The following is a 23,215-nucleotide window of genomic DNA, read 5'->3' as shown; positions in this document are numbered from 1 at the left end:
TATACTGCATGGGTGTCGAGCTCCTTTCTGTGATACTTCTCTATAGTAACACAAAAGCTTTCATCTATCACTGACAACTATGCTAACACACAGGGTTAAGAAGCTAATAATACTTGATTAATTTACTTATTAGACAAAATTTAAAATAATATATTAAACGAAAAATGATTGGGCGGGTTAAAAATATGCGTTTTGAGTATATTGACGGGAAAAATGGGCATTTATCTGGTTATACCACGCTTTAGATCATTTTTTTAATAATTTAGTTAAAGGCGAAAAAAACAGAGAGCAATATATTCCATATAACTCCCTTGATGATATTCATTACGTAATCGTTGTATATGATAATGGATGCACAGAAGTAAAAAGAGTATTTATCCGAGAAAAATACAATGGAAAAGGAATCTCCCAAAAATTTATGGAAATGTTGGAAGTTTTGGCAAGAAATTAAGGCATTACAAAAGCAGTAGGAATATTATCCTGCTGTTTTTTTAATTAACAATAAACATCCATCTATTAAGAATCTCTTAAAGTTCTTGACACTAAAACAAATTCTTTCAGAAAGTTAATTGTAAAATGAATTTGAACGGATAAAAAATTCATAGTGATCTCGTGTTGTGATTTAAATGTTGAATAAGAAATTATTTGGGGTAATCATTGTAGATAGATTACAATAGTCATAACACGACATTACGTATTTAGTCAACACTGGACAAATTATCTATAAAAGGAAGCACCGAAGACCTTTTAATATGTTGTGGACAAGTCTTATTCAACCTTTTTATTTTGGGGTGAAGAAAAAGTAAAACAGTATAAATGGTCAATTGATACTGCTTTGGATTTTGCTAGATGTAAGAATATATTTGTACATAATGAAATGGTTTGCACTAAGATTCTATATAACTATATTCATCAGTAAATTATAAAACTCTTCAAAAGTATTTTTAAAAGAAATTAGACAGTTAGTGAATTTACAGACTGTTCAAATTATCATTATAATAAAATGATAATTTGAAAAACACATTTTTTTTTGAATTTATGGAATTATATTGAGTTTTACTTAAAGGAGAGATTTGCTATGATTTATTCAGACGGAGGCAAAAACATGAAACTGGTAAGACGACAAGTTAACCTTATAAAATGTATAATTGAAAATCCTAAAGTTGGTATAAAGGAACTTGGGAAAACTATGAATGTTTCAATGCAGACCGTTAAATCTGATTTGCAAAACATAAAAGGTTTTATGAAAGACCATGATGTAACCATAGAAATTTTACCAGGAAACCAGCTATGTATATACGGTATAGAAAATATGCCCTATGTATTAAAAATTTCAGAGTTAATGCTAGAATTTTCGCTGGAAAAACAAATTATTTTAATGATGCTTTTTAATGATAGTTTTGTTGTTCTGCAGGATATGGCTGATACTTTGTATGTCAGTAAATCGCTTATCGAAAAAATTATGGCATCCTTATTGAAAAAATATCCTGAAGAATTACAGTCAACTCGGCATCACGGCATTCGTAGCATAGCATCGCAAATAGAAAAACGAAGTCGCTTTGTGGAAGTGATGGAGCCATATGTCCAAGGCATTAATTTCACTAAAGAACTTAAACAGTTTCATGTAAGACATTTTCCTATTTTGCAATATATTATTCCTGAATACATTATAAAAGGAATGAAAGCTCTTCATTACCTTCAAAGCATCTCAGCTTTTATCTTCACAGATGAGGCAATATGCCAATTTTTTCTGCAAATCATCTACATTCAATTTTGTCAGCGCAGTAAAAAAACAGTATATATAGAAACTGCTTTTTTCGACATAATACATGGCATGCAGGGAGAAAAGGAATATCTAGCTGTGGCCAAAACAATTTGCTCTATACTGCAAATTTATGACACCAATGAACAAAATTATTTGTGTTATCTATTTATGACATTGCGTAAACAAAAAATATCAGACAGCACAAAATTTGTACGCGAAATGAGAGATGTAGTCGGTGAAATATTTCGAAAAATCTTTGAGCGTATGTCAATAGATTTCAACGCAGATCAGGAATTGATGAAAGGTCTTTCCGTGCATATTTATACTACAGTTTTGCGCAGAGATCTGCTGAAAAAATTCTCTCTAGATTACAGTTGGCATGACATAAAGCATCAATATCCCTTAGGATTTGAGATGGCTGCTGTTACTGCTGAAGTCATTTCGTCTAGGTTCATGTACAAACCATCCAATGATGAAATGACCTATCTGACACTACATTTTCAAGCAGCAATCGAACGAATGAAAAATGGTGAAAAGAAACTCCGAATTCTTGTTGTCTGCCACTATGGTATGGCAGCAGCAAGCTTAATTGCCGCAAAAATAGAAAGAATTTTTCACATGGTGGAGATTGCGGATACCATATCCATGCAGCATTTTTTTCAAATGAAAAGCTTCGATGCAGATCTTGTTTTAAGCACAGAAAACATTGAAGCAAAAACAATCCCTGTAATTTATATAACACCTTTACTCACGCAAAATGAGCTTAAGCAAATCAGATATTTTATAGAAATGCACTGTATCAATAATCTATTAGCACTTTCTATTATGCATGCGGCAGTCATAGATGTAAAAGACATCAGATCTAGGAATGAGGCAATAAAAATAGCGGCTACTTCACTGTATAAAGACAAATTAGTTACCGAAAATTATTTGGAAAGTGTTATTGAACGAGAGAATATTTCCTCAACCGATATAGAACTGATTGCAATACCGCATGGAAACCCGGATTTTGTCAGAGAATCAAAACTGGTAATTCTTCGTCTACAGGAGCCAGTTCATTGGGAAATATCTGATGTGAGTTATGTTTTTATGTTTGCCGTTTCCAAAGAACAATTCATGGCAAATTTTGCTTTATTTTCGACATTTTACAAAAAAATGGTCCGTTCGAATATAAGAACTGAAATTAAGAAATTCGGCAGAGAAGACACCAAAAAATTCAAAAAAAGTTTAGCTCATTTGCTGAGTCTATGAGTCTATAACATAGGAGATGTGGAAAATGATCAGCCGAAAACTGATTTTTATTAGACAATCATTTCAAAACCGTCTTGCCGTCATCGATTTTATTGCGGCAATGGCTGACAAAGCCGGCATGCTGCACGATCAGCAAAAATTCATCGCAACAGTATTAGATCGTGAAGCGGACATTTCGACTTCTATCGGATACGGTATCGCCATTCCGCACGGAAAAACAGATGCGGTAAAAGAAGCATTTATTGCTTATGTGAACGTAAAGGAAGCTTTTGAATGGGATAATATAACAAAAGACCGTGTAAAAGCTATATTTCTTATCGGTGTACCAGAAAAACACACAAATAAGTTGCACCTGAAGGCCATTTCTGAGATCAGCAAAAAATTAATCAATAACAGTTTTCGAGAAGAGCTGTTCAGATGCCAAACAGAAAAGGAAGCATTTAAACTTTTGAATTCAATCAATAAAAAACTTTAATATTAATAAAAAGGAAGGAAATGATTCATATGAAAATTGTAGGAGTTACGGCTTGTATTACTGGTGTAGCCCACACATATATGGCACAGGAGGCAATTGAGCAGGAGTGTAAAAGAAGAGGCTATGAGGTAAAGGTGGAAACACAGGGTGGCATGGGAATAGACAATGAATTGAGTGAAGAAGAAATTACAGAAGCTGACGTTGTAATCATGGCTGTAGCCATCGGTATTGAAGGAGAAGAACGTTTTGAAGAAAAGGATGATGCAGGCAAAATCCTGACTTTAAATCCCGCAGAAGTTATCCGCAATCCTGCGGCGGTCATCGATAAGGCTGTCAGCCTAGTAAAATAAACTGCTGTATATAAGGAGGATAAGACGATGTCAGATACAATGAAAGGCTTTATTAGTGATTTAACCAAGGCTTTCAGCACAGGCGTTTCTTATATGATGCCGACAGTCGTCGTCGGAGGCATATGTCTGGCTTTATCATTGGCCGGCGGTGATGCCACTGCTGGTAAGGGGATGGTTGTTACCAATCCTTTTCTTCAAAATCTCGGGATAATAGGCAGCGCAGGTTTTTCAATGATGATTCCGGTTCTGTCAGGCTACATTGCCTATTCCCTTGCAGGAAAACCAGGTATTACCCCCGGAATGATTACTGGCTTCATAGCTAATACGCCGATCGGTGAAAATCATGTTCAGACAGGTTTTCTTGGTGCAATGCTGATGGGGATACTGTGCGGATTTTTAGCAAGATGGGTAAAAAAATGGAAAGTCGGCGATACCGTAAAAACCATTATGCCTATATTAATAATTCCCATTGTTACTACAGTTATTATTTCCATGGTATATATATACATTCTGGTAGGTCCGATAGGAATAGCAATGAGTTGGTTGATAACCATACTGTCTGGTATGCAGGGCGGTAGCGCTTTAGTACTCGGCCTAATTCTTGGAGCAATGGCAGCATTTGACATGGGCGGCCCTGTCAATAAAACTGCAACAGCTTTTACACTGGCACTCATGGCAGAGGGAATATATGGTCCCAATGGGGCTTATCGTATAGCGGTTGCAGTTCCACCGCTTGGTATTGCACTGTCAACCTTTATTTCACGGCGTAAGTGGGGTGCAGATGATCGTCGTATGGGATCGTCTGCAGCTTTTATGGGACTTATCGGTATTACTGAAGGAGCTATTCCGTTCGCCGTAAAAAGTCTGAAAACTGTGGTACCATCTATTATGATTGGTAGCGCGGTCGGTGCAGGGCTAGGAATGATTCACGGCGTGGAATGCATGGTGCCTCACGGTGGGCTTATCGTTATTGCTGCAGTTAATAAAGCACCGCTGTGGTATGCAGTAGATATGGCTGTCGGTGTGATAGTAACAGCCATTTGTCTGCACTTATTGCGTCCAAATATTGAAAAGGAACAATAAAATAATTCAAATAATACTTTGAAGGAGTTCTTGGTAATGGATAAAATTACATTAAATGAAGTTGTACAGAAAATGCTGGCTTTTAATGGAAACAATAAGGCAAGTATGCTAGGGATCGGACCAATGTCCATAAACTTGATAAAAGCATCCATGATACTTGCAAAAGAAAAAGATTTTCCGTTGATGTTTATTGCGAGTCGCAATCAGGTCGATGCAGATGAATTGGGTGGTGGGTACGTATGTAATTGGAATCAGGAACGTTTTGCTGACGCGATCAAAAAGGTCGCTAAAGAAATAAATTACGACGGTCTTTACTTCCTTTGCCGTGACCACGGTGGTCCTTGGCAGCGTGATAATGAGCGCAATGCCCATCTGCCAGAAAAAGAAGCAATGGCCCTTGGTAAAAAATCCTATCTTATTGATTTAATTAGCAAATTTAATTTGCTGCATATAGATCCTACTAAGGATCCCTATACTATTGGTAAGGTCATTAACATGGATGTCAACATTAACCGCACAGTAGAACTTATAGAATATGCCGAAAAAGAACGTATCGTACGCGGTTTGCCCGCTATCAGCTATGAAGTAGGCACAGAAGAAACAAACGGTGGTTTAACTTCCAGTGAAAATTATGAAAAATTTATAAAAAAGCTTATTGCCCGCCTTGATGAAAAGAAACTACCACATCCTGCATTCATCGTTGGCAATACGGGTACGCTTACACGTCTTACAAAAAATGTAGGTCACGTAGACTCTGCTTCATGTAAAGAACTATCGGCAATTGCTAAAAAATATGGTGTAGGTCTTAAGGAGCATAACGGGGATTATCTTGACGATGCTGTTCTGCTGGAACATCCTGCACTTGGTGTAACGGCAATGAATGTCGCTCCCGAATTTGGTACAGTGGAAACACAGGCTTATCTTAAACTCACTGAGGTTGAAAAACGTCTAGCAGCGCAGAGAATCTTAAAAAAACCATCAAAACTAGGTCAGGTACTGCGGCAGGAAGCTGTAAAAAGCGGCCGTTGGAAAAAATGGATGGTCAACGGCAAGGACACACTGTCTCCGGAAGAAATCTTCAGAGATAAAAAACTCACATTGCTTATCACTGAAATAAGTGGTCATTACACCTTCAATAATGACCGTGTCAAACAGGAGACAACCATCCTATATGAAAATTTGGCAACAAGCGGTATTGACGGTGAAAAATATGTAATTTATAAAATTAAAAATTCTATTGACCGATATGTTGAATGTTTCAATCTTAAAGGTCTTACCACAAAATTGAAAAAAAGATAATAAGAGAGCAAATATTATCCATTTAATATTCGTTTATTTCTATCAGAAAAGGAGAAATCTATCGTGAATGTCATTTTTGATATGGACGATACTCTCTATGATCTAATGCAACCATTTCAAAATGTGCATAAAGAGCTGTATATCGACAAAACAAATATCGACTGCAATGAACTATTTATAAAATCGAGAATATATTCGGATAAAATACTTGAACTGGAGAAAAAAGGATTTATTTCCTCAAAAGATTGCTTCTACCTGCGCATCAAAAAAACATACCATGACGCTGGAATAACAATATCAAAAAAAGATGCTGAACTTTTTGAAGTAAAATACCGTTATCATCAAGCCCGTATATCACTTCCTGATATTATAGTGAAGATACTGAATCTTTGTAGAAAGAACCATATCCTTATAGCGATACTCTCAAATGGTAGGCGACAGGTTCAGTACAGAAAAATCTTGGCTTTGGGACTGAATCGGTGGTTTAGTGATGACAAGATTTTTATCTCTGAGGATACAGGATATCTAAAACCTGACATTAATGCTTTCAAATACATCGAAAAACAATTAAATATAATTTCTGCAGAAACATGGTATATAGGAGACACCTATGAAACAGACATCATAGGTGCCTATAATGCCGGATGGAAGACAGTATGGTTCAATCACAGACAACGTCTGTGTCCCGAGCCGACCAGCCTTGCTGATAAGGAAGTTAAAAGCAGTGCTGACTTGCTGTCAGCAGTAGAAAAACTGATATAAATAATTTTTCTTTCAGATAGAGTAAAAAATAATGTTGGAGTAAGCTTGAATTTTTGCTTACCCCAACATTTAGTATAGAACCAATTTTTGCTTACCCCAACATTTAGTATAGAACCACAAAAGGACTGCACATAAGTGATAATTCACTTACGCGCAGTCCTTTTTCAAATTGCTAATTAAGCTTTAGTATTATCAGCATCAGCTTTTTCATCAAGTGGTTTTACTTGAATATTACGGTAGCGGCTCATTCCTGTACCAGCAGGTATAAGTTTACCGATAATAACATTTTCCTTGAGGCCAATCAAAGGATCAACTTTTCCCTTGATTGCAGCATCTGTAAGCACACGAGTTGTTTCCTGGAATGATGCTGCCGAAAGGAATGAATCTGTAGCCAGAGAAGCTTTTGTAATCCCCAGCAATATTGGACGTGCTACTGCCGGTATGCCATTATGCGCAATCGTCTTAGCATTGGCAGCTTCAAAGGTATTTATATCGACATATTCACCAGGTAAGAAACCAGTATCGCCAGAATCCTCGATCTTCACTTTATGGAGCATTTGGCGTACCATGACTTCAATATGTTTATCGTTTATTTCAACACCCTGGGATTTATAAACTTTTTGAACTTCATACACAAGATATCTTTGCGTTTCTTTTAAGCCGCACACGCGTAAAATATCATGTGGATTAATAGAGCCTTCTGTAAGTTTGTCACCTGGGTTGACAGTCATTTTATCATGTACAACTAGTCTAGCACCATAAGGAATCTGATATTCACGCGGATCTCCTTCTTTAGGTGTTATGACGACTATGCGCATCCCTTTGTCTTCAGTGATAGAAACATCACCTTCAATTTCAGCGATAATGGCATGATGTTTCGGTTTACGTGCTTCAAACAATTCTTCAACACGCGGCAACCCTTGTGTGATATCTTCCCCTGCGACACCGCCGGTATGGAACGTACGCATTGTAAGCTGTGTGCCTGGTTCGCCGATAGACTGGGCAGCAATGATACCAACTGCTTCGCCAATATCAACCTGTGTAGCGTTGGCCAAATCGCGCCCATAGCATTTTATACATACACCAAACTGTGATTTACAGGTCAGAACACTTCTTATTGTAACTTTTTCACGAACAGCACATATCTTATCAGCTAATGCACTTGTTATACTATCATTTAAGGATGCAACTTTTTCACCGGTCGCTGGATCAACTATGTCTTCCGCCAATACACGTCCAACAATACGTTCTTTAAGTGATTCAATAACGCCATTGCCTTCTTTGATTGCTTCAACTTCAATACCGCGAACAGCATTGTTGCGTACCTTTACTTCTTTTGCATCACTGTGCAGAATTGCTTCTATGTTCTTTTCCGTTAATGGTGTGTCTGCATGGACAAGTACAGTACCATCACTTGTACGAACATCTTCTGTAATATTTTTACCGAGCATTTCATGCATCATAGCCTTTTTGATAGCAGCGCGTACATTTTCTTCTGGTGCCCCAAGTGAAATTGTTTCAGTTGCGACAGCACTACCCGCACATATATCGGCATTGGAAGATCCCTTTAATATTATCTGGGAAACACCATGTTCGCCAATATGTTTAAGTAATTCATCATCAAGTACTGTGTCTGCGCCTACAACTAGTTCAGCAGTCTTAGGATCTGTTACATCCTGTGCCAAGATACGATCTACTAATGTCGGTGCCAACATAGAAATTGCATTGGAAGAAGAAGTAGCAAGCTTAGCGCGTTCACGCACCAGATTAATGCCTACAACATCGCAATCTTCTTCACGGACAATAACATCCTGGGCAACATCAACCAGACGACGTGTAAGGTAACCAGAATCGGCTGTACGAAGAGCTGTATCAGCTAATCCTTTACGGGCACCATGTGACGAAATAAAGTAGTCGGATACGGTAAGCCCTTCACGGAAGTTAGCCTTGATAGGCAATTCGATGATATTACCAGACGGATCAGCCATGAGTCCACGCATACCTGCTAATTGACGCATCTGCTGTTTATTACCACGTGCACCAGAGTCAGCCATCATGAAGATTGGATTAAACGGATCCATGTTATTCATCATAGCGTCCGTTACATCTTCGGTAGCTTTCGTCCAGAGATCACATATCTTTTTATGGCGTTCTTCTTCGGTTATAAGACCACGATGGAACTGACGTTCAACCTTAGTTACTACAGTTTCAGTCGCTGTAATTATTTGCTTTTTTTCTGGTGGAACAATAATATCGGAAATAGCAACCGTCATACCTGCGATACAAGCGTAATGATAGCCTAAATTTTTTACACCATCTATTACAACTGAGGTCTGACTGCCACCTAATTTATCATAGCATTTAGCAACTAATTTACCGAGTTCCTTTTTATCCATGCGGATACCAAGGCACCATTCATCAGTCTTTTTATCTTTGTAAAAATAGCGAATTTTTTCTGGCAGTATTTCGTTGAAGATCATGCGTCCCAATGAAGTCCGCACCATGCCGTAATTCTTAATACGTACTTTGATTTCAGCTTGAAGGGCAAGTGCTTTATGTTGATAAGCTAAAATAGCTTCATTAATACCAGTAAATATTTTACCTTCACCTAATGCACCAGGACGAAGGATAGTAAGGTAATAAGACCCAAGTACCATATCCTGTGTAGGCACAATTATAGGCCGTCCATCTTTTGGTGCTAAAATATGGTTTGCAGCCAGCATCAAAATACGAGCTTCGGCTTGTGCTTCAGCAGAAAGTGGTAAATGGATAGCCATCTGGTCACCATCAAAATCTGCATTATAAGCAGTACAAGCCAACGGATGTAATTTTAATGCACGTCCTTCTGTCAGTACAGGTTCAAATGCCTGAATGCCAAGACGATGCAGCGTAGGTGCACGGTTCAATAATACTGGATGTTCCTTTATTACTTCTTCCAGTACGTCCCACACTTCTGGACGAACACGTTCAACCATTCGTTTAGCTGATTTTATATTATGCGCGATACCTGCATTAACAAGTTTCTTCATAACAAACGGCTTAAATAATTCCAATGCCATTTCTTTTGGTAAACCGCATTGGTGGAGCTTCAATTCAGGGCCAACGACAATAACCGAACGTCCTGAATAATCGACACGTTTGCCTAACAAATTCTGGCGGAAACGTCCCTGCTTACCTTTGAGCATATCACTCAAGGATTTCAGCGGACGATTACCAGGTCCTGTTACAGGACGACCACGACGCCCATTATCAATCAAAGCATCGACAGCTTCCTGTAGCATTCTTTTTTCATTGCGTACAATAATGTCTGGTGCTCCTAAATCAAGCAGCCTTTTTAAGCGGTTATTACGGTTTATAACACGGCGGTAAAGGTCGTTAAGATCAGAAGTGGCAAAACGGCCACCATCTAATTGTACCATTGGACGCAGTTCAGGTGGAATTACCGGAACTACATCCATAATCATCCAGGATGGTTTGTTGCCAGATTTACGAAAAGCTTCAACAACTTCTAAACGACGTATAGCACGAATTTTTCTTTGGCCGCTGGAAGAGTTTAATTCAGCACGTAAATCCACGCTCATCTTGTCTAAGTCTAGTTCTTCCAATAGTTGTTTTACTGCTTCTGCACCCATGCCAACTTTAAAATTACTACCGTATTTAGAACTGTATTCACGATACTCGTTTTCTGTTAGGAGCTGCTTTTTCATAAGCGGAGTGTCACCGGCATCAAGAACTATATATGAAGCAAAATATAATACTTTTTCCAATGACCGGGGTGATACATCAAGAATAAGCCCCATACGGCTTGGGATTCCTTTAAAATACCATATATGTGATACCGGAGCGGCAAGTTCGATATGGCCCATCCGTTCGCGGCGAACTTTTGCCCGTGTAACTTCAACACCACAACGATCACATATAACGCCCTTATAACGGATACGCTTATATTTACCACAATGACATTCCCAGTCACGTGTAGGTCCAAATATTCTTTCACAGAATAGACCATCCCGTTCCGGCTTTAACGTACGGTAATTTATAGTTTCCGGTTTCTTTACTTCACCATAAGACCATTCTCTGATTTTATCCGGTGATGCAATCCCTATGCGCATGGAATCAAAATTATTGACATCCAACAAAGGGTAGTCACTCCCCTCTATTCATTATAATCATCATTAGTATCCATATCATCATTTGACGAGCTGTTTTGATTATTAGCTTCTGGATCTTCTTCGTTTGTCATATTACCCAGTTCTGCAATAATATCGTCATCGTCTACTGCGTCGTCATCAGTTTTTGGACTGTCAGCAGCAACGGCAGGCTTATTATCATGTTCCTTTGCCGGCGGCGGGTTCGGTATACCTGCATTTTCATTAGGTGCATCAACAATATCATCATCCGTATCATGAATCATGATTTCCTGAGCATCTTCAGAAAGGATTTTTATATCAAGACCGATACTCTGCAATTCCTTTATAAGAACCTTAAATGATTCCGGTACCCCAGGTTCAGGAATATTTTCGCCTTTGACAATAGATTCATATGTTTTAACACGACCGACAACATCATCTGATTTTACAGTCAGTATTTCCTGCAATGTATATGCTGCTCCATATGCTTCGAGAGCCCACACTTCCATTTCACCAAAGCGCTGTCCACCAAACTGTGCTTTACCACCGAGTGGCTGCTGTGTAACAAGGGAATACGGTCCTGTAGAACGCGCATGAATCTTATCATCAACAAGATGATGCAGTTTAAGCATATATACACAACCGACAGTTACTGGATTTTCAAACGGTTCACCGGTACGACCATCATAAAGAATCGTTTTACCATCATCGGAAAAACCAGACGCGTGCAGTGTTTCAAATACTTCATTTTCTTTTGCCCCATCAAAAACAGGCGTAGCTATATGCAAGCCTGCAGCATCAGGTTTAGGCATACCATAAGCATCAAAATCATAACCGATATCTCTCAAACGTTTTTCAACAGTGATATCACCGGCTTTAATCTGCATACCGAGTTCACGTACAGCCATTCCCAGATGAGTTTCCAAAACCTGCCCGATATTCATACGGGAAGGAACACCAAGAGGATTTAAAACGATATTGACTGGTGTACCATCTGGCAAGAAAGGCATATCTTCTTCACGCATAACACGTGATACAACCCCTTTATTACCATGACGGCCTGCCATCTTATCGCCGACTGCGATCTTGCGTTTCTGTGCTATATATACTCGTACAAGTTGATTTACCCCTGGAGGTAATTCATCATTGTTTTCTCTGCTGAAAATTTTTACATCGACGATTTTACCAGCTTCGCCATGCGGTACACGCAGAGAAGTATCTCTTACTTCACGTGCCTTTTCACCAAAGATGGCCCGTAACAATCTTTCTTCTGCTGTAAGCTCCGTTTCTCCCTTAGGAGTAACTTTGCCGACGAGAATATCGCCTGGACGAACTTCCGCACCAATCCGGATAATACCTTTTTCGTCAAGGTCTTTCAATGCTTCTTCCGCAACATTTGGCATATCACGGGTTATTTCTTCTGCCCCAAGCTTTGTATCACGGGCATCACATTCATATTCTTCTATATGGATAGATGTGTAAATATCTTCTTTTACAAGCTTTTCACTGAGTAAGACAGCATCTTCATAGTTATAACCTTCCCATGGCATAAATGCCACTATTATGTTATAACCGAGTGCAAGCTCACCATGGTCAGTTGCAGGACCGTCTGCAATAGGCTGTCCTTTATAAACGCTATCGCCCTTATAAACAATAGGTACCTGGTTAATACAAGTCCCTTGGTTAGAGCGTAAATATTTTTGTAATTTATATCTGTCGCATTCCCCGTTTTCCTTGCGGACAACGATTTGGTCTGCCGTAACCTTAGCAATGGTACCAGCATTTCTAGCCAGAATCATTACTCCGGAGTCACAAGCTGCCTTATATTCCATTCCTGTGCCGACCAAAGGTGCCTGCGTACGTAGTAAAGGCACAGCCTGGCGCTGCATATTCGCACCCATCAGGGCACGGTTAGCATCATCATTTTCTAGGAAAGGAATCATTGCCGTTGCTATGGAAACTACCTGTTTAGGGGAAACGTCCATATAATCTACAGAATCAGCTGGCATAAGATTTGTTTCTTCATGAAAACGCGCCGTAACACGACTCGCTACGAACCAGTCATTTTCATCCAGCTTTTCATTAGCCTGCGCAATTACAATATCTTCTTCTTCATCAGCTGTAAGATAATATACTTCGTTTGTGACTTTTTTATGAGCCTTATCGACTTTGCGGTAAGGTGTTTCCATAAAGCCAAAACGGTTTACACGCGCATACGTAGACAATGAACCGATAAGTCCGATGTTAGGACCTTCAGGCGTTTCGATAGGACACATGCGTCCGTAATGGGAATTGTGAACATCACGCACTTCAAACCCAGCACGTTCACGGGACAAACCGCCAGGGCCAAGTGCACTCAAACGGCGTTTATGCGTCAATTCACTAAGTGGATTATGCTGATCCATAAACTGGGATAACTGACTTGAACCAAAGAATTCTTTTATCGCAGCTACTACAGGACGTATATTAATAAGTGCCTGCGGTGTAATAACTTCGTTATCCTGGATAGTCATTCTTTCTCTTACAACACGTTCCATTCTTGATAAGCCGATGCGGAATTGATTCTGCAAAAGTTCACCAACAGAACGAACACGACGATTTCCCAGATGATCGATATCATCTGTATTGCCCACGCCATCCATAAGATTCAGCAGATAATTGATAGAAGCCATTATATCTTCAATCGTAATAGTCCTATGATGGTATTCAAGCGTCGGTGAACAAATCATTTTCATTGGCTTGTCTGTTTTACCTTTGACATAAAAGGTAATCATTTCACCATCGCCGAAAATGTTTTTTTCCTGTTCTACTGTTATAGGGTCAAGCATGACCATATCAACAATAGTATTTGCTGGCACAACTATTTCACCAGTAGTATGGTCAACAAGTGGTTCTATTAATTCATGGCCGACGAGCCGTCTCTTCCAGCCAAGTTTTTTGGTTATTTTATAACGACCGACCGTAGCTAAATCATATCTTTTGGGATCAAAGAAAAGTCCATCTAAAAGAGCCTGAGAATTTTCAATTGTAGGCGGTTCTCCTGGACGAAGCCTTTTATATATTTCAACAAGCGCTTCTTCTTTGGAAACTGCACTATCGCGTTCCATGGTATTGACAATACGGGGATCATTATCGAAAAGTTCTGCAATAGCTTGATTAGAGCTAATACCGAGTGCTCTTATGAGAATAGTTACCGGCAATTTACGGGTACGGTCTATTCTAACAGAAACAACATCATTAGCATCGTTTTCTAATTCGATCCATGCGCCACGGTTTGGGATAAGCGTAGAACTATACAATTGTTTGCCGGTAGGGTCAGTAGTAACTCCATAATACGCACCTGGAGAACGTACCAGCTGACTTACTATGACACGCTCAGCCCCATTTATAATAAATGTACCAGTTTCCGTCATCAACGGAAAATCGCCCATGAATACTTCCTGTTCTTTTATTTCACCAGTTTCATTATTAATTAGACGCACATTAACACGCAGCGGTGCAGCATAGGTCGTATCACGTTCTTTGCATTCATCAATAGAATATTTAGGATCACCTAAAGAAAAGTTTTCAAACGATAATACAAGATTTCCTGTAAAATCTTGTATTGGAGATATGTCATGAAAAATTTCTTTAAGCCCATCTTTCATAAACCATTCATATGAATTTCTCTGGATATCCAGCAAATGTGGCATATCCATAACTTCTTTTATTTTGGCGTAGCTATACCTTGTTCTTTTTCCCACCGGAACAGGTTTAAACAAAATTTTCACCCCTCAGCACATTTAAACAAATAATAAGCAATGAACGAACATTAAAAAGGCAAGGCCGTTATTATTTTTCACACCTTGCTCTCTTAATTTCATAATATTTCATTGTACACCCCGCCTGATATATTTTATCTGTAAGAAGGATCTTCCTTTTACAGATAATTAGCCATTCTGTAATAAACAATTATAGCACAGTACTTATTTGCAGTCAAGCAAATATAAATTATTGACGTAACAATGGGAAAAAATCAAAATCAGCCTTTATAATATGGCCTATAATCGCATTGCCCACGATATATTCTATCGCCGCCTGCATTGATTTCTCGGTAGATTTGGTAGAATCGACAGCATCTTTTTCCTTTATTGCCATCACAATAATTTCTCTATGCAGCGCTCTATATTCTTCGTATTTTTCGTAACCGACTGCCTTCATAATATTTTCTTCCCGTTTAAAATGCGCATTTATTGCCAAAATAACGTGTTTAAGAAAAACCTTATTCAGGCTATGTCCAGACGAAAAATACCGCTTTATAAGTTCATTGGCAAAATCAATTAATACCTTATGGTCATTATCAATAATAGCATTGCCACTTTTGAAAAAAGGGCTCCACTCTATTTGGGTGATTGGTTCTTTGCCAAATAACTGTAAATTTCCATTGCAGATAATCTTATTTCTGCCAACTGATTTTGCAAGATATAACGAATTATCCAAAAGTGTAAAATTCTTTTCTGCATCTACTGCTAAAGAATACTCTATAACGCCAAAGCTGGCTGTTATAGAACGTACGCCCTGTAGTTTATTCTGCTCTACCAGAGTTCTCATATTTTGGGCAACAATGGCAGCTTTATTTATATCAGCGGAATTTAAAAGCACAAGGAATTCTTCACCACCCCAGCGGCACAGAACATCAGATTTGCGCAAATTTTGGCTCAACAGTGCTGCTGTTTCTTTAAGTACATAATCCCCTTTAAGGTGTCCATATTCATCATTTATATTCTTAAAATGGTCAATATCCAGCAAAAGCAAGGAAAAACTTTCTTTTGTGCGAAGCGCTTCAGCCATTTTCCTTTTATACGCATCCATGAAATATGTACGATTATATATATTAGTTAATGTATCCCGTGTCGCTAATTCAAAAAGACGTTCATTATTTTTTTTCAGTTCCTGGTCCAAGCGATGACGATTTATGCACGAATTTATTCTCGACATAAATACTATAAAGTCCAACGGCTTTAACATAAAATCATCCGCACCAACATTTAGGCAATGTGTAATACTTTTTTCATTGTTATAACCGGTAATAATGATAATAATGGTATCATTATTTGTTTCTCTGACATGTCGAACCAAGACTTCACCGTCATAAACAGGCATCACTAAATCTATGAAACAGAGATCAAAATCATTTTTTGCCCGTAGAAATGCTCGTGACTCTTCATAATATTCAACATTTTTTATTTCACGCAAAGAAAAGAATTTTTCTACCACATCAAGGAAAAACGGATTATCATCAACTACCGCTATTTTCATATTCTTTAATGCTTCGATAACCGTCACTTCATCATTTAACGTCTTTAGATAATTATTAAACCGATCGGCATCAAACTCTTTTTTATAAAAATATGCCATTATCCCAAGCCTGAAATAATATTTTTTCGTTTCAAAGTCATCATCTTGAGAAACTACTATAATTTGATTATACGCAATAGAATTATTCTCCCTTATCATTCTAATTATATAAGGAGTATGCATATCTTTATCAATAATTACTAAATAAAATCTTTTATTACTTATTTCATGGCAAACAATTTCCAAAGAATTTGTATGCTTGTACATAAAGCCGTTTGCAGTAACCAGGTTTTGCAGCTTTTTTGAAAAAAGCATATCCCTCCCAATGTATAAGACGTACATTCTATACCTCCAGATTATTCACTCAAATAAAAACCAGCCTGCACTATCTAAACTAATAATGCAGCCTGGCAATCGTGGATTATCTCTGTAGACCCAAGGCTTTGCGTCCTTATTTTTCAATAAGTTTGCCAGTAACAATTTATATTAAATAGTACTAAAGATGACATTTACATAAATATTTCAGATGATAATGACAGACACAACGCAACCGTCTTTATATATCAAGCCGTTGGTAAAGATTTTCAATTATATATCATAGACAAAAAAACAAACAAAACGGGCCTTCCTTGAAAGTAAAAGAAAGCCCATCTTGACTATATAAGACTTGAAAGTCAGCTGGCCATATCATTTCTGAATATGCCATCTGCTCCTCTGATAGCACCATCACCAATAATGACATTTTCTGGTGCATATAATACCATTGTAGTAGATATACGTTTTACTTCACCGTTTAATACATAACAAACACCATTAATAAAATCGCATATGCGCTTCTGCGTTTCTGTATCAACTTTTTCGTAATTTACAATTGCTGCGCGTTTTTGTTTTAACGCATCGGCTACAGATTTAACTTCGTCAAATGCATTAATTTTGAAAACGAAAATTTTTATACCAGCAGCTTTATTTGCATGTACGGATAAATGAGAGCGAACAGATGATATGGAAGACGTCTCAATTCCTGTTTGTGCACTTTCCTGTCTGGCAGACCGACGCTTCTCTCCGCTAACAGGTTCTGCTTTCTCATCTGCTGACATCGAGTCGAAAGGTTCTTCAACTTCTTCTATCGGCATTAAGATATTGGCTATTTTGTTTATTAATTTCAACTAAGTTCACCCCCACTAATCTAAAAACGCACCAAATTTATTTATAGTAAGTTTTATTCTACACATAAGAATAAAATCCTTCTTTATTAAAGAATTTTTTTATTTATTTGGAGCTTTTTCTCATACGACCACGTTGTTGTTTATTAAGTATAACTTTTCTAAGTCGTACACTTTTAGGTGTAACTTCAACTAATTCGTCTTTATTAATGTATTCCAATGCTTGTTCAAGGCTTAATATACGAGGTGGAGTAAGTCTTATAGCTTCATCAGAAGAACTTGAACGCATATTAGATACATTCTTTTTCTTACATGGATTAATATCTATATCAACTTCACGGCTGTTTTCACCAACGATCATACCTTCATAAACCTGCTCATTTGGTGAAACGAACATTGTACCACGATCCTGTAAGGTATAAATCCCATAAGCAGTAGTTTCTCCTCTTTCGAAGGCAACTAATGAGCCGCGGGCACGTCCCGGAATTTCACCTTTAAAAGGTACATAACCATGGAATACATGATTCATAATGCCATTACCCTTGGTATTTGTTAAAAATTCAGACCTAAAACCGATAAGACCACGAGCCGGTATTGTAAATTCCATTCTCAGATAACCAGAAAGCTCTACCATATTGGATAATTCCGCTTTGCGTGTACCTAATGATTCCATTACAGTTCCCATGAATTCCTGCGGAACTTCAATAGAAAGATTTTCCATAGGTTCACATAACTGACCATTTATAGTCTTATAAATTACTTCTGGCTTACCGATCTGAAGTTCAAATCCTTCGCGGCGCATTGTTTCAATCAATATTGACAAATGAAGTTCACCACGGCCGGATACTTTGAATGTATCAGCTGTATCAGTTTCTTCTACCTTCAGACTGACATTCGTTTCTGTTTCTTTAAACAAACGGTCACGTAAATGACGGGATGTGATAAATTCACCTTCCTGTCCGGCAAAAGGACTGGTGTTTACACCAAAAGTCATTGAAAGTGTTGGTTCATCTATATTTATAGCTGGAAGTGCTTCCGGTTGTTCAGCATCAGCGATAGTATGGCCTATGCTTACGTCTCCCAGACCTGTTATAGCAACTATTTCACCAAGGGGGGCTTCCTTTACCAAGACTCTCTTCAAGCCTTGATATACAAAAAGCTGGCCGATTTTTGATTTTCTTTGGCTGTCACCGTCTATTATTACAACATTTTGGCCTTCTCTGGCATGTCCACGGATAATACGGCCAATAGCTACACGGCCCACATATTCATCTGAATCCAATGTAGTTACCATTATTTGTAAAGGTCCATCCGCATCACCTTTTGGTGCAGGAATTTCTTTTACTAGAAGATTCATCAAAGGTTCCAGATTATCGCTTTTATCATCCATAGAAAGCTTAGCGATACCGTCACGCGCAGCTGCATATACTACAGGGAAATCTAATTGGTCATCGTCAGCGCCAAGTTCCATAAACAATTCTAAAACTTCATCATAAACATCATCCACCCGCTGGTCAGGGCGGTCAATTTTATTTATTACAACGATAGGCTTTAATTTCTGTTCCAAAGCTTTTCTTAAAACGTATTTGGTTTGAGGCATAGGGCCTTCAAATGCGTCTACTAAAAGAAGGACACCATCAACCATGTTTAGAACACGTTCTACTTCTCCACCGAAATCAGCATGGCCAGGGGTGTCCACTATGTTTATTTTTATATCATGATACATAATAGAAGTATTCTTTGATAAAATAGTGATACCACGTTCTCTTTCCAAATCATTGGAATCCATAACACGTTCTGCCACTTGTTCATTGGCACGAAACACATGGCTCTGTTTCAACATGGCATCAACCAAGGTCGTCTTGCCATGATCGACATGGGCAATTATAGCAATATTTCTAAGTTTTTCATTCGTACTCATAATTTAAATACATTCCTCCAGGAAATCATTTCAAAGTTAGCTGTATATCTTTATCATGATATTATAAATATCTAATGATGTCAATAATCCAATGGACAGTTCTTTCACCAGACTGTACTTTCTAGCAAAATTTATCTGTAAACTGTTAATTATTTTACTTTACATATTCTACATAAATATATCTCAAATAAATAGTATACAGTGAATATGGAAAAATTTTGACAATTTCCCTCGTTATCATTATACAAAAGCCCTGTACTTGTGGTATAATTTAAAAGGTTGCTCAGATTATAAATTTGGAGGTATCATTAATGGCAAAAGTAACAACTACGGAAATGTTTAAAAAAGCCTACGAAGGCGGCTATGCTATCGGCGCTTTCAATGTAAACAACATGGAAATCATTCAGGGCATTACTGAAGCAGCAAAGGAAGAAAATGCTCCCCTTATTCTTCAGGTATCAGCTGGTGCCCGTAAATATGCTAAACATGTTTATCTTACAAAACTCGTAGAAGCGGCTATCGAAGATACTGATCTGCCTATCGCTTTGCACCTTGACCATGGTGCTGATTTCGATATCTGCAAAGCCTGTATTGATGGGGGTTTTACTTCTGTCATGATCGACGGTTCAAAACACAGCTACAAGGATAATGTTGAACTCACCAAACGCGTTGTTGACTATGCCCATAAAAAAGGTGTCGTAGTTGAAGGTGAATTAGGAAGACTTGCTGGCATAGAAGATGATGTTCATGTAACAGCTGAAGATTCATCATACACCCAACCAGAAGAAGTCGAAGATTTTGTAAAATCAACTGGTGTTGATTCACTTGCCATTGCTATAGGAACAAGTCATGGTGCATTTAAATTTACTCCAGAACAATGCACAAAAAATGCAGATGGTGTTTTAGTTCCACCTCCACTTCGTTTTGACATATTAGAAAAAGTTGAAAAACTTTTGCCTAATTTCCCTATCGTATTGCATGGTGCATCATCCGTTATTCCTAAATATGTAAGCATCATCAATAAAAATGGTGGTAAACTTGCTGATGCTGTCGGCATTCCTGAAGGACAACTCAGAAAAGCTGCAAAATCAGCTGTCTGCAAAATTAATATTGACTCTGACTTGCGTCTGGCTCTTACTGCAGGCATTCGTGAACATATGGCAGCGCATCCAGACCATTTTGATCCGCGTCAGTACCTCTCCCCTGCTAGAGATTATATTAAAGAACTCGTAAAACATAAAATAACCGACGTACTCGGTTGCGAAAATAAAGCTTAATAAAAAGAATCGTACTTATTCTTTTTTTCAACTGCTCTCTTTGCAGCAGACAGTATTACATAGTAAACTGTCACTGTGGGGAGAGCATTATTTTTATTGCCTTTCTGTTGCTATTTTTAAGATAATATAGTAGACTTTCGAATAAAGCCAATTGCAATAATACTTATTTTTTTTAATTGCATTTAATTAATAAATAGGAGGATTTATTTTGACGGACAACAATGAACTTGTGCTTGTTATCGATTTTGGCGGTCAGTATAATCAGCTTATCGCTAGAAGAGTCAGAGAATGCGGCGTATACTGCCAAATAGTACCCTATGATTACACACTTGATAAAATCAAGGCCAAAAACCCAAAAGGAATAATTTTAACCGGCGGCCCCGCCAGTGTCTACGCCCAAGACACTCCCCAAGCCGTAAAAGGGTTATTTGACATAAATGTCCCTATATTAGGTATTTGCTACGGACACCAAATTATTGCCAACGAACTCGGCGGTGTTGTAGAACATGCTGATTCAGGCGAATATGGTAAAACATCAATAAAGCTCGAAAAAAAAGCTATCCTCTTTAACGGTATCAATAACGGCGATACCTGCTGGATGAGCCATCGGGATTATGTAGCAAAGGCTCCGGAAAATTTCAAAATTATTGCCACTACGAAAGCTGCACCGGTAGCAGCGATGGCTGACGACAAACGCAAAATTTATGGTGTGCAATTTCATCCTGAGGTAGAACATACACCTTTTGGTAAAAAAGTTTTGCAAAACTTTTTATTTGACATATGTAAAGTAACGGGAAACTGGAGCATGGCTTCATTTGTAGAAAGTAAAGTCAAACAGATAAAAGAAACAGTCGGCTCTAAAAAAGTTCTCTGTGCCCTTTCTGGTGGTGTAGATTCCTCTGTAGCCGCTGTAATAACACACAAAGCCGTTGGTAAGCAATTGACCTGTATCTTTGTTGATCATGGCCTATTACGCAAAAATGAAGGCGATCAAGTTGAAAAGATCTTTAAAAAACAATTTGATATGAACTTCATCCGTGTTAATGCCCAAAATAGATTTCTTACTAAATTAGAAGGCGTTTCAGATCCGGAAAAAAAGAGAAAAATCATTGGCGAAGAATTTATTCGTGTGTTTGAAGAAGAAGCAAATAAACTCGGTAAAATGGACTTTCTCATACAGGGAACCATTTACCCGGATGTAGTTGAAAGCGGTACAAAAACCTCTGCTACGATAAAAAGTCATCACAATGTGGGCGGCCTGCCTAAAGACATACAGTTTAAACTCATTGAACCACTACGTGAACTATTTAAAGATGAAGTTCGTGCAGTAGGTGAAAAACTCGGCATTCCCCATGATCTTGTATGGAGACAACCTTTCCCAGGGCCAGGACTTGCTATTCGTGTCTTAGGCGAAGTAACCGAAAAGAAACTTGCTGTTACGCGCGAAGCTGATGCTATCTTCCGTGAAGAAATAGCAAATGCTGGTCTTTCTGAAAAAATTTGGCAGTATTTCGCCTGCCTGCCAAACATAAAATCAGTAGGCGTCATGGGTGACAGCCGCACTTATTGCCATACTATTGCCTTACGCGCAGTCACCAGCTCTGATGCAATGACTTCGGAATGGGCTAAAATTCCTTATGAAGTACTTGATAAAGTAGCCAATCGCATAGTAAATGAAGTTCCCGGCGTGAATAGAGTTGTTTATGATATAACTTCTAAGCCACCAGCTACTATTGAGTGGGAATAATCATTGGAGAGTTGAAAATCCTTATTTATTAAGGGTTTTCAACTCTTTTTCTTTTCTGAACGAAATATCAAAATTTTGTCTGCTTGTTTCTTTTCAAGTATAGTATCTTCTTGGATTTTCAATCGTGTTTTATTTTGTGCAACTAAAGTTGCTTAAATTTGTAATCGAAATAATTTTATGTTCATCTGCCTACGTGATAGATGTTTTTATTTTATGATTTGCTTAAAAGAAGGGATAAATATGATAACTAAAAAGAATGATAAGATTCCAGAAAATCCTTATGAATTTTTTTACATACTATAGGTGGTAAATGGAAAATGCTTATATTGCGCGGTATTGAGCAGAAAGGATTTGTCCGATTCAATGAAACTAAGCGCGTTTTGAGTGCATCTGGCCGTATTTTGCAAACACATTTGCGTGAACTTGAAGGGGATGGTCTTATCCAGCGCATTGATTATCCCGGTTATCCACGTCGTACAGATTATGTATTTACTGAGGTTGGTAAAACACTGATTCCTATCATCAACAGCATTTATAAATGGAATATTAAACGGATGAAGGAACAGCAGATTCCTATTACAACTGAAACATCTATATACCATCAGGATATTGACTAGGTGCTAAAAAAAGCACTAATTTACCATGGTCACCAATA

Annotated in this window: 14 protein-coding genes and 1 riboswitch; of the genes, 9 read left to right on the top strand and 5 right to left on the bottom strand. The window is 38.0% G+C overall.

The window, feature by feature from the left end; translation table 11 throughout:
* Positions 1 to 1,078: 1,078 nt before the first annotated feature.
* The 6 genes from EDC37_RS03110 (at position 1,079) to EDC37_RS03085 (ending at position 6,985) form a co-directional block, all read left to right on the top strand.
* Positions 1,079 to 3,016 carry a BglG family transcription antiterminator gene (locus EDC37_RS03110; RefSeq protein ID WP_132547810.1) on the top strand — a complete coding sequence of 646 codons (1,938 nt, stop codon included), beginning with the start codon at positions 1,079 to 1,081 and terminating at the stop codon, positions 3,014 to 3,016.
* Between the two features lie 25 nt (positions 3,017 to 3,041).
* Positions 3,042 to 3,491: a PTS sugar transporter subunit IIA gene (locus EDC37_RS03105; protein ID WP_132547808.1), complete on the top strand. Its 450-nt coding sequence runs from the start codon at positions 3,042 to 3,044 to the stop codon at positions 3,489 to 3,491.
* Between the two features lie 29 nt (positions 3,492 to 3,520).
* Positions 3,521 to 3,841, top strand: coding sequence for a PTS fructose transporter subunit IIB (locus EDC37_RS03100; protein WP_132547806.1), 321 nt, complete (start codon positions 3,521 to 3,523; stop codon positions 3,839 to 3,841).
* A 27-nt stretch (positions 3,842 to 3,868) separates the two neighbouring features.
* Positions 3,869 to 4,924: a PTS fructose transporter subunit IIC gene (locus EDC37_RS03095; protein WP_132547804.1), complete on the top strand. Its 1,056-nt coding sequence runs from the start codon at positions 3,869 to 3,871 to the stop codon at positions 4,922 to 4,924.
* A gap of 36 nt (positions 4,925 to 4,960) precedes the next feature.
* On the top strand, positions 4,961 to 6,223 hold the full coding sequence (locus EDC37_RS03090) for a class II D-tagatose-bisphosphate aldolase non-catalytic subunit (protein WP_132547802.1): 1,263 nt from the start codon (positions 4,961 to 4,963) through the stop codon (positions 6,221 to 6,223).
* A gap of 63 nt (positions 6,224 to 6,286) precedes the next feature.
* Positions 6,287 to 6,985, top strand: coding sequence for an HAD family hydrolase (locus tag EDC37_RS03085; RefSeq protein ID WP_132547800.1), 699 nt, complete (start codon positions 6,287 to 6,289; stop codon positions 6,983 to 6,985).
* Between the two features lie 176 nt (positions 6,986 to 7,161).
* Here the strand turns inward: EDC37_RS03085 and rpoC are convergent, their stop codons facing one another.
* The 5 genes from rpoC to typA form a co-directional block, all read right to left on the bottom strand.
* A complete protein-coding gene (gene rpoC / locus EDC37_RS03080; RefSeq protein ID WP_132547798.1) occupies positions 7,162 to 11,124 on the bottom strand; it encodes a DNA-directed RNA polymerase subunit beta' in 3,963 nt (1,320 codons plus the stop codon).
* A gap of 17 nt (positions 11,125 to 11,141) precedes the next feature.
* Positions 11,142 to 14,876, bottom strand: coding sequence for a DNA-directed RNA polymerase subunit beta (gene rpoB, locus EDC37_RS03075; protein ID WP_132547796.1), 3,735 nt, complete (start codon positions 14,874 to 14,876; stop codon positions 11,142 to 11,144).
* A 229-nt stretch (positions 14,877 to 15,105) separates the two neighbouring features.
* Positions 15,106 to 16,767: a diguanylate cyclase gene (locus EDC37_RS03070; protein ID WP_165874439.1), complete on the bottom strand. Its 1,662-nt coding sequence runs from the start codon at positions 16,765 to 16,767 to the stop codon at positions 15,106 to 15,108.
* An 83-nt stretch (positions 16,768 to 16,850) separates the two neighbouring features.
* Positions 16,851 to 16,934: riboswitch (cyclic di-GMP riboswitch) on the bottom strand.
* A gap of 192 nt (positions 16,935 to 17,126) precedes the next feature.
* Entirely contained in the window at positions 17,127 to 17,618 is a 492-nt protein-coding gene (locus tag EDC37_RS03065) for a cell division protein SepF (RefSeq protein ID WP_132547792.1), read from the bottom strand.
* A 103-nt stretch (positions 17,619 to 17,721) separates the two neighbouring features.
* Entirely contained in the window at positions 17,722 to 19,536 is a 1,815-nt protein-coding gene (gene typA / locus EDC37_RS03060; protein ID WP_132547790.1) for a translational GTPase TypA, read from the bottom strand.
* Positions 19,537 to 19,847: 311 nt separating this feature from the next.
* Between typA and fba the strand changes: the two genes are divergently transcribed.
* The 3 genes from fba (at position 19,848) to EDC37_RS03045 (ending at position 23,177) form a co-directional block, all read left to right on the top strand.
* Positions 19,848 to 20,813, top strand: a complete 966-nt coding sequence (gene fba / locus EDC37_RS03055; protein WP_132547788.1) for a class II fructose-1,6-bisphosphate aldolase — start codon at positions 19,848 to 19,850, stop codon at positions 20,811 to 20,813.
* 205 nt (positions 20,814 to 21,018) lie between these two features.
* Positions 21,019 to 22,560, top strand: a complete 1,542-nt coding sequence (guaA, locus tag EDC37_RS03050; RefSeq protein ID WP_279388536.1) for a glutamine-hydrolyzing GMP synthase — start codon at positions 21,019 to 21,021, stop codon at positions 22,558 to 22,560.
* Positions 22,561 to 22,844: 284 nt separating this feature from the next.
* On the top strand, positions 22,845 to 23,177 hold the full coding sequence (locus tag EDC37_RS03045; RefSeq protein ID WP_341539298.1) for a winged helix-turn-helix transcriptional regulator: 333 nt from the start codon (positions 22,845 to 22,847) through the stop codon (positions 23,175 to 23,177).
* Positions 23,178 to 23,215 lie beyond the last annotated feature (38 nt).

The organism is Pectinatus cerevisiiphilus, from assembly GCF_004341685.1.
GTDB classification, from domain to species: Bacteria; Bacillota; Negativicutes; order Selenomonadales; family Selenomonadaceae; genus Pectinatus; species Pectinatus cerevisiiphilus.
This window is presented reverse-complemented; position numbering and strand designations above follow the sequence as displayed.

Coding starts and splice junctions, on each gene's coding strand:
- EDC37_RS03110 (WP_132547810.1), top strand. CDS start 1,079: ATGATTTATTCAGACGGAGGCAAAAACATGAAACTGGTAAGACGACAA.
- EDC37_RS03105 (WP_132547808.1), top strand. CDS start 3,042: ATGATCAGCCGAAAACTGATTTTTATTAGACAATCATTTCAAAACCGT.
- EDC37_RS03100 (WP_132547806.1), top strand. CDS start 3,521: ATGAAAATTGTAGGAGTTACGGCTTGTATTACTGGTGTAGCCCACACA.
- EDC37_RS03095 (WP_132547804.1), top strand. CDS start 3,869: ATGTCAGATACAATGAAAGGCTTTATTAGTGATTTAACCAAGGCTTTC.
- EDC37_RS03090 (WP_132547802.1), top strand. CDS start 4,961: ATGGATAAAATTACATTAAATGAAGTTGTACAGAAAATGCTGGCTTTT.
- EDC37_RS03070 (WP_165874439.1), bottom strand. CDS start 16,767: ATGCTTTTTTCAAAAAAGCTGCAAAACCTGGTTACTGCAAACGGCTTT.
- typA (WP_132547790.1), bottom strand. CDS start 19,536: ATGAGTACGAATGAAAAACTTAGAAATATTGCTATAATTGCCCATGTC.
- fba (WP_132547788.1), top strand. CDS start 19,848: ATGGCAAAAGTAACAACTACGGAAATGTTTAAAAAAGCCTACGAAGGC.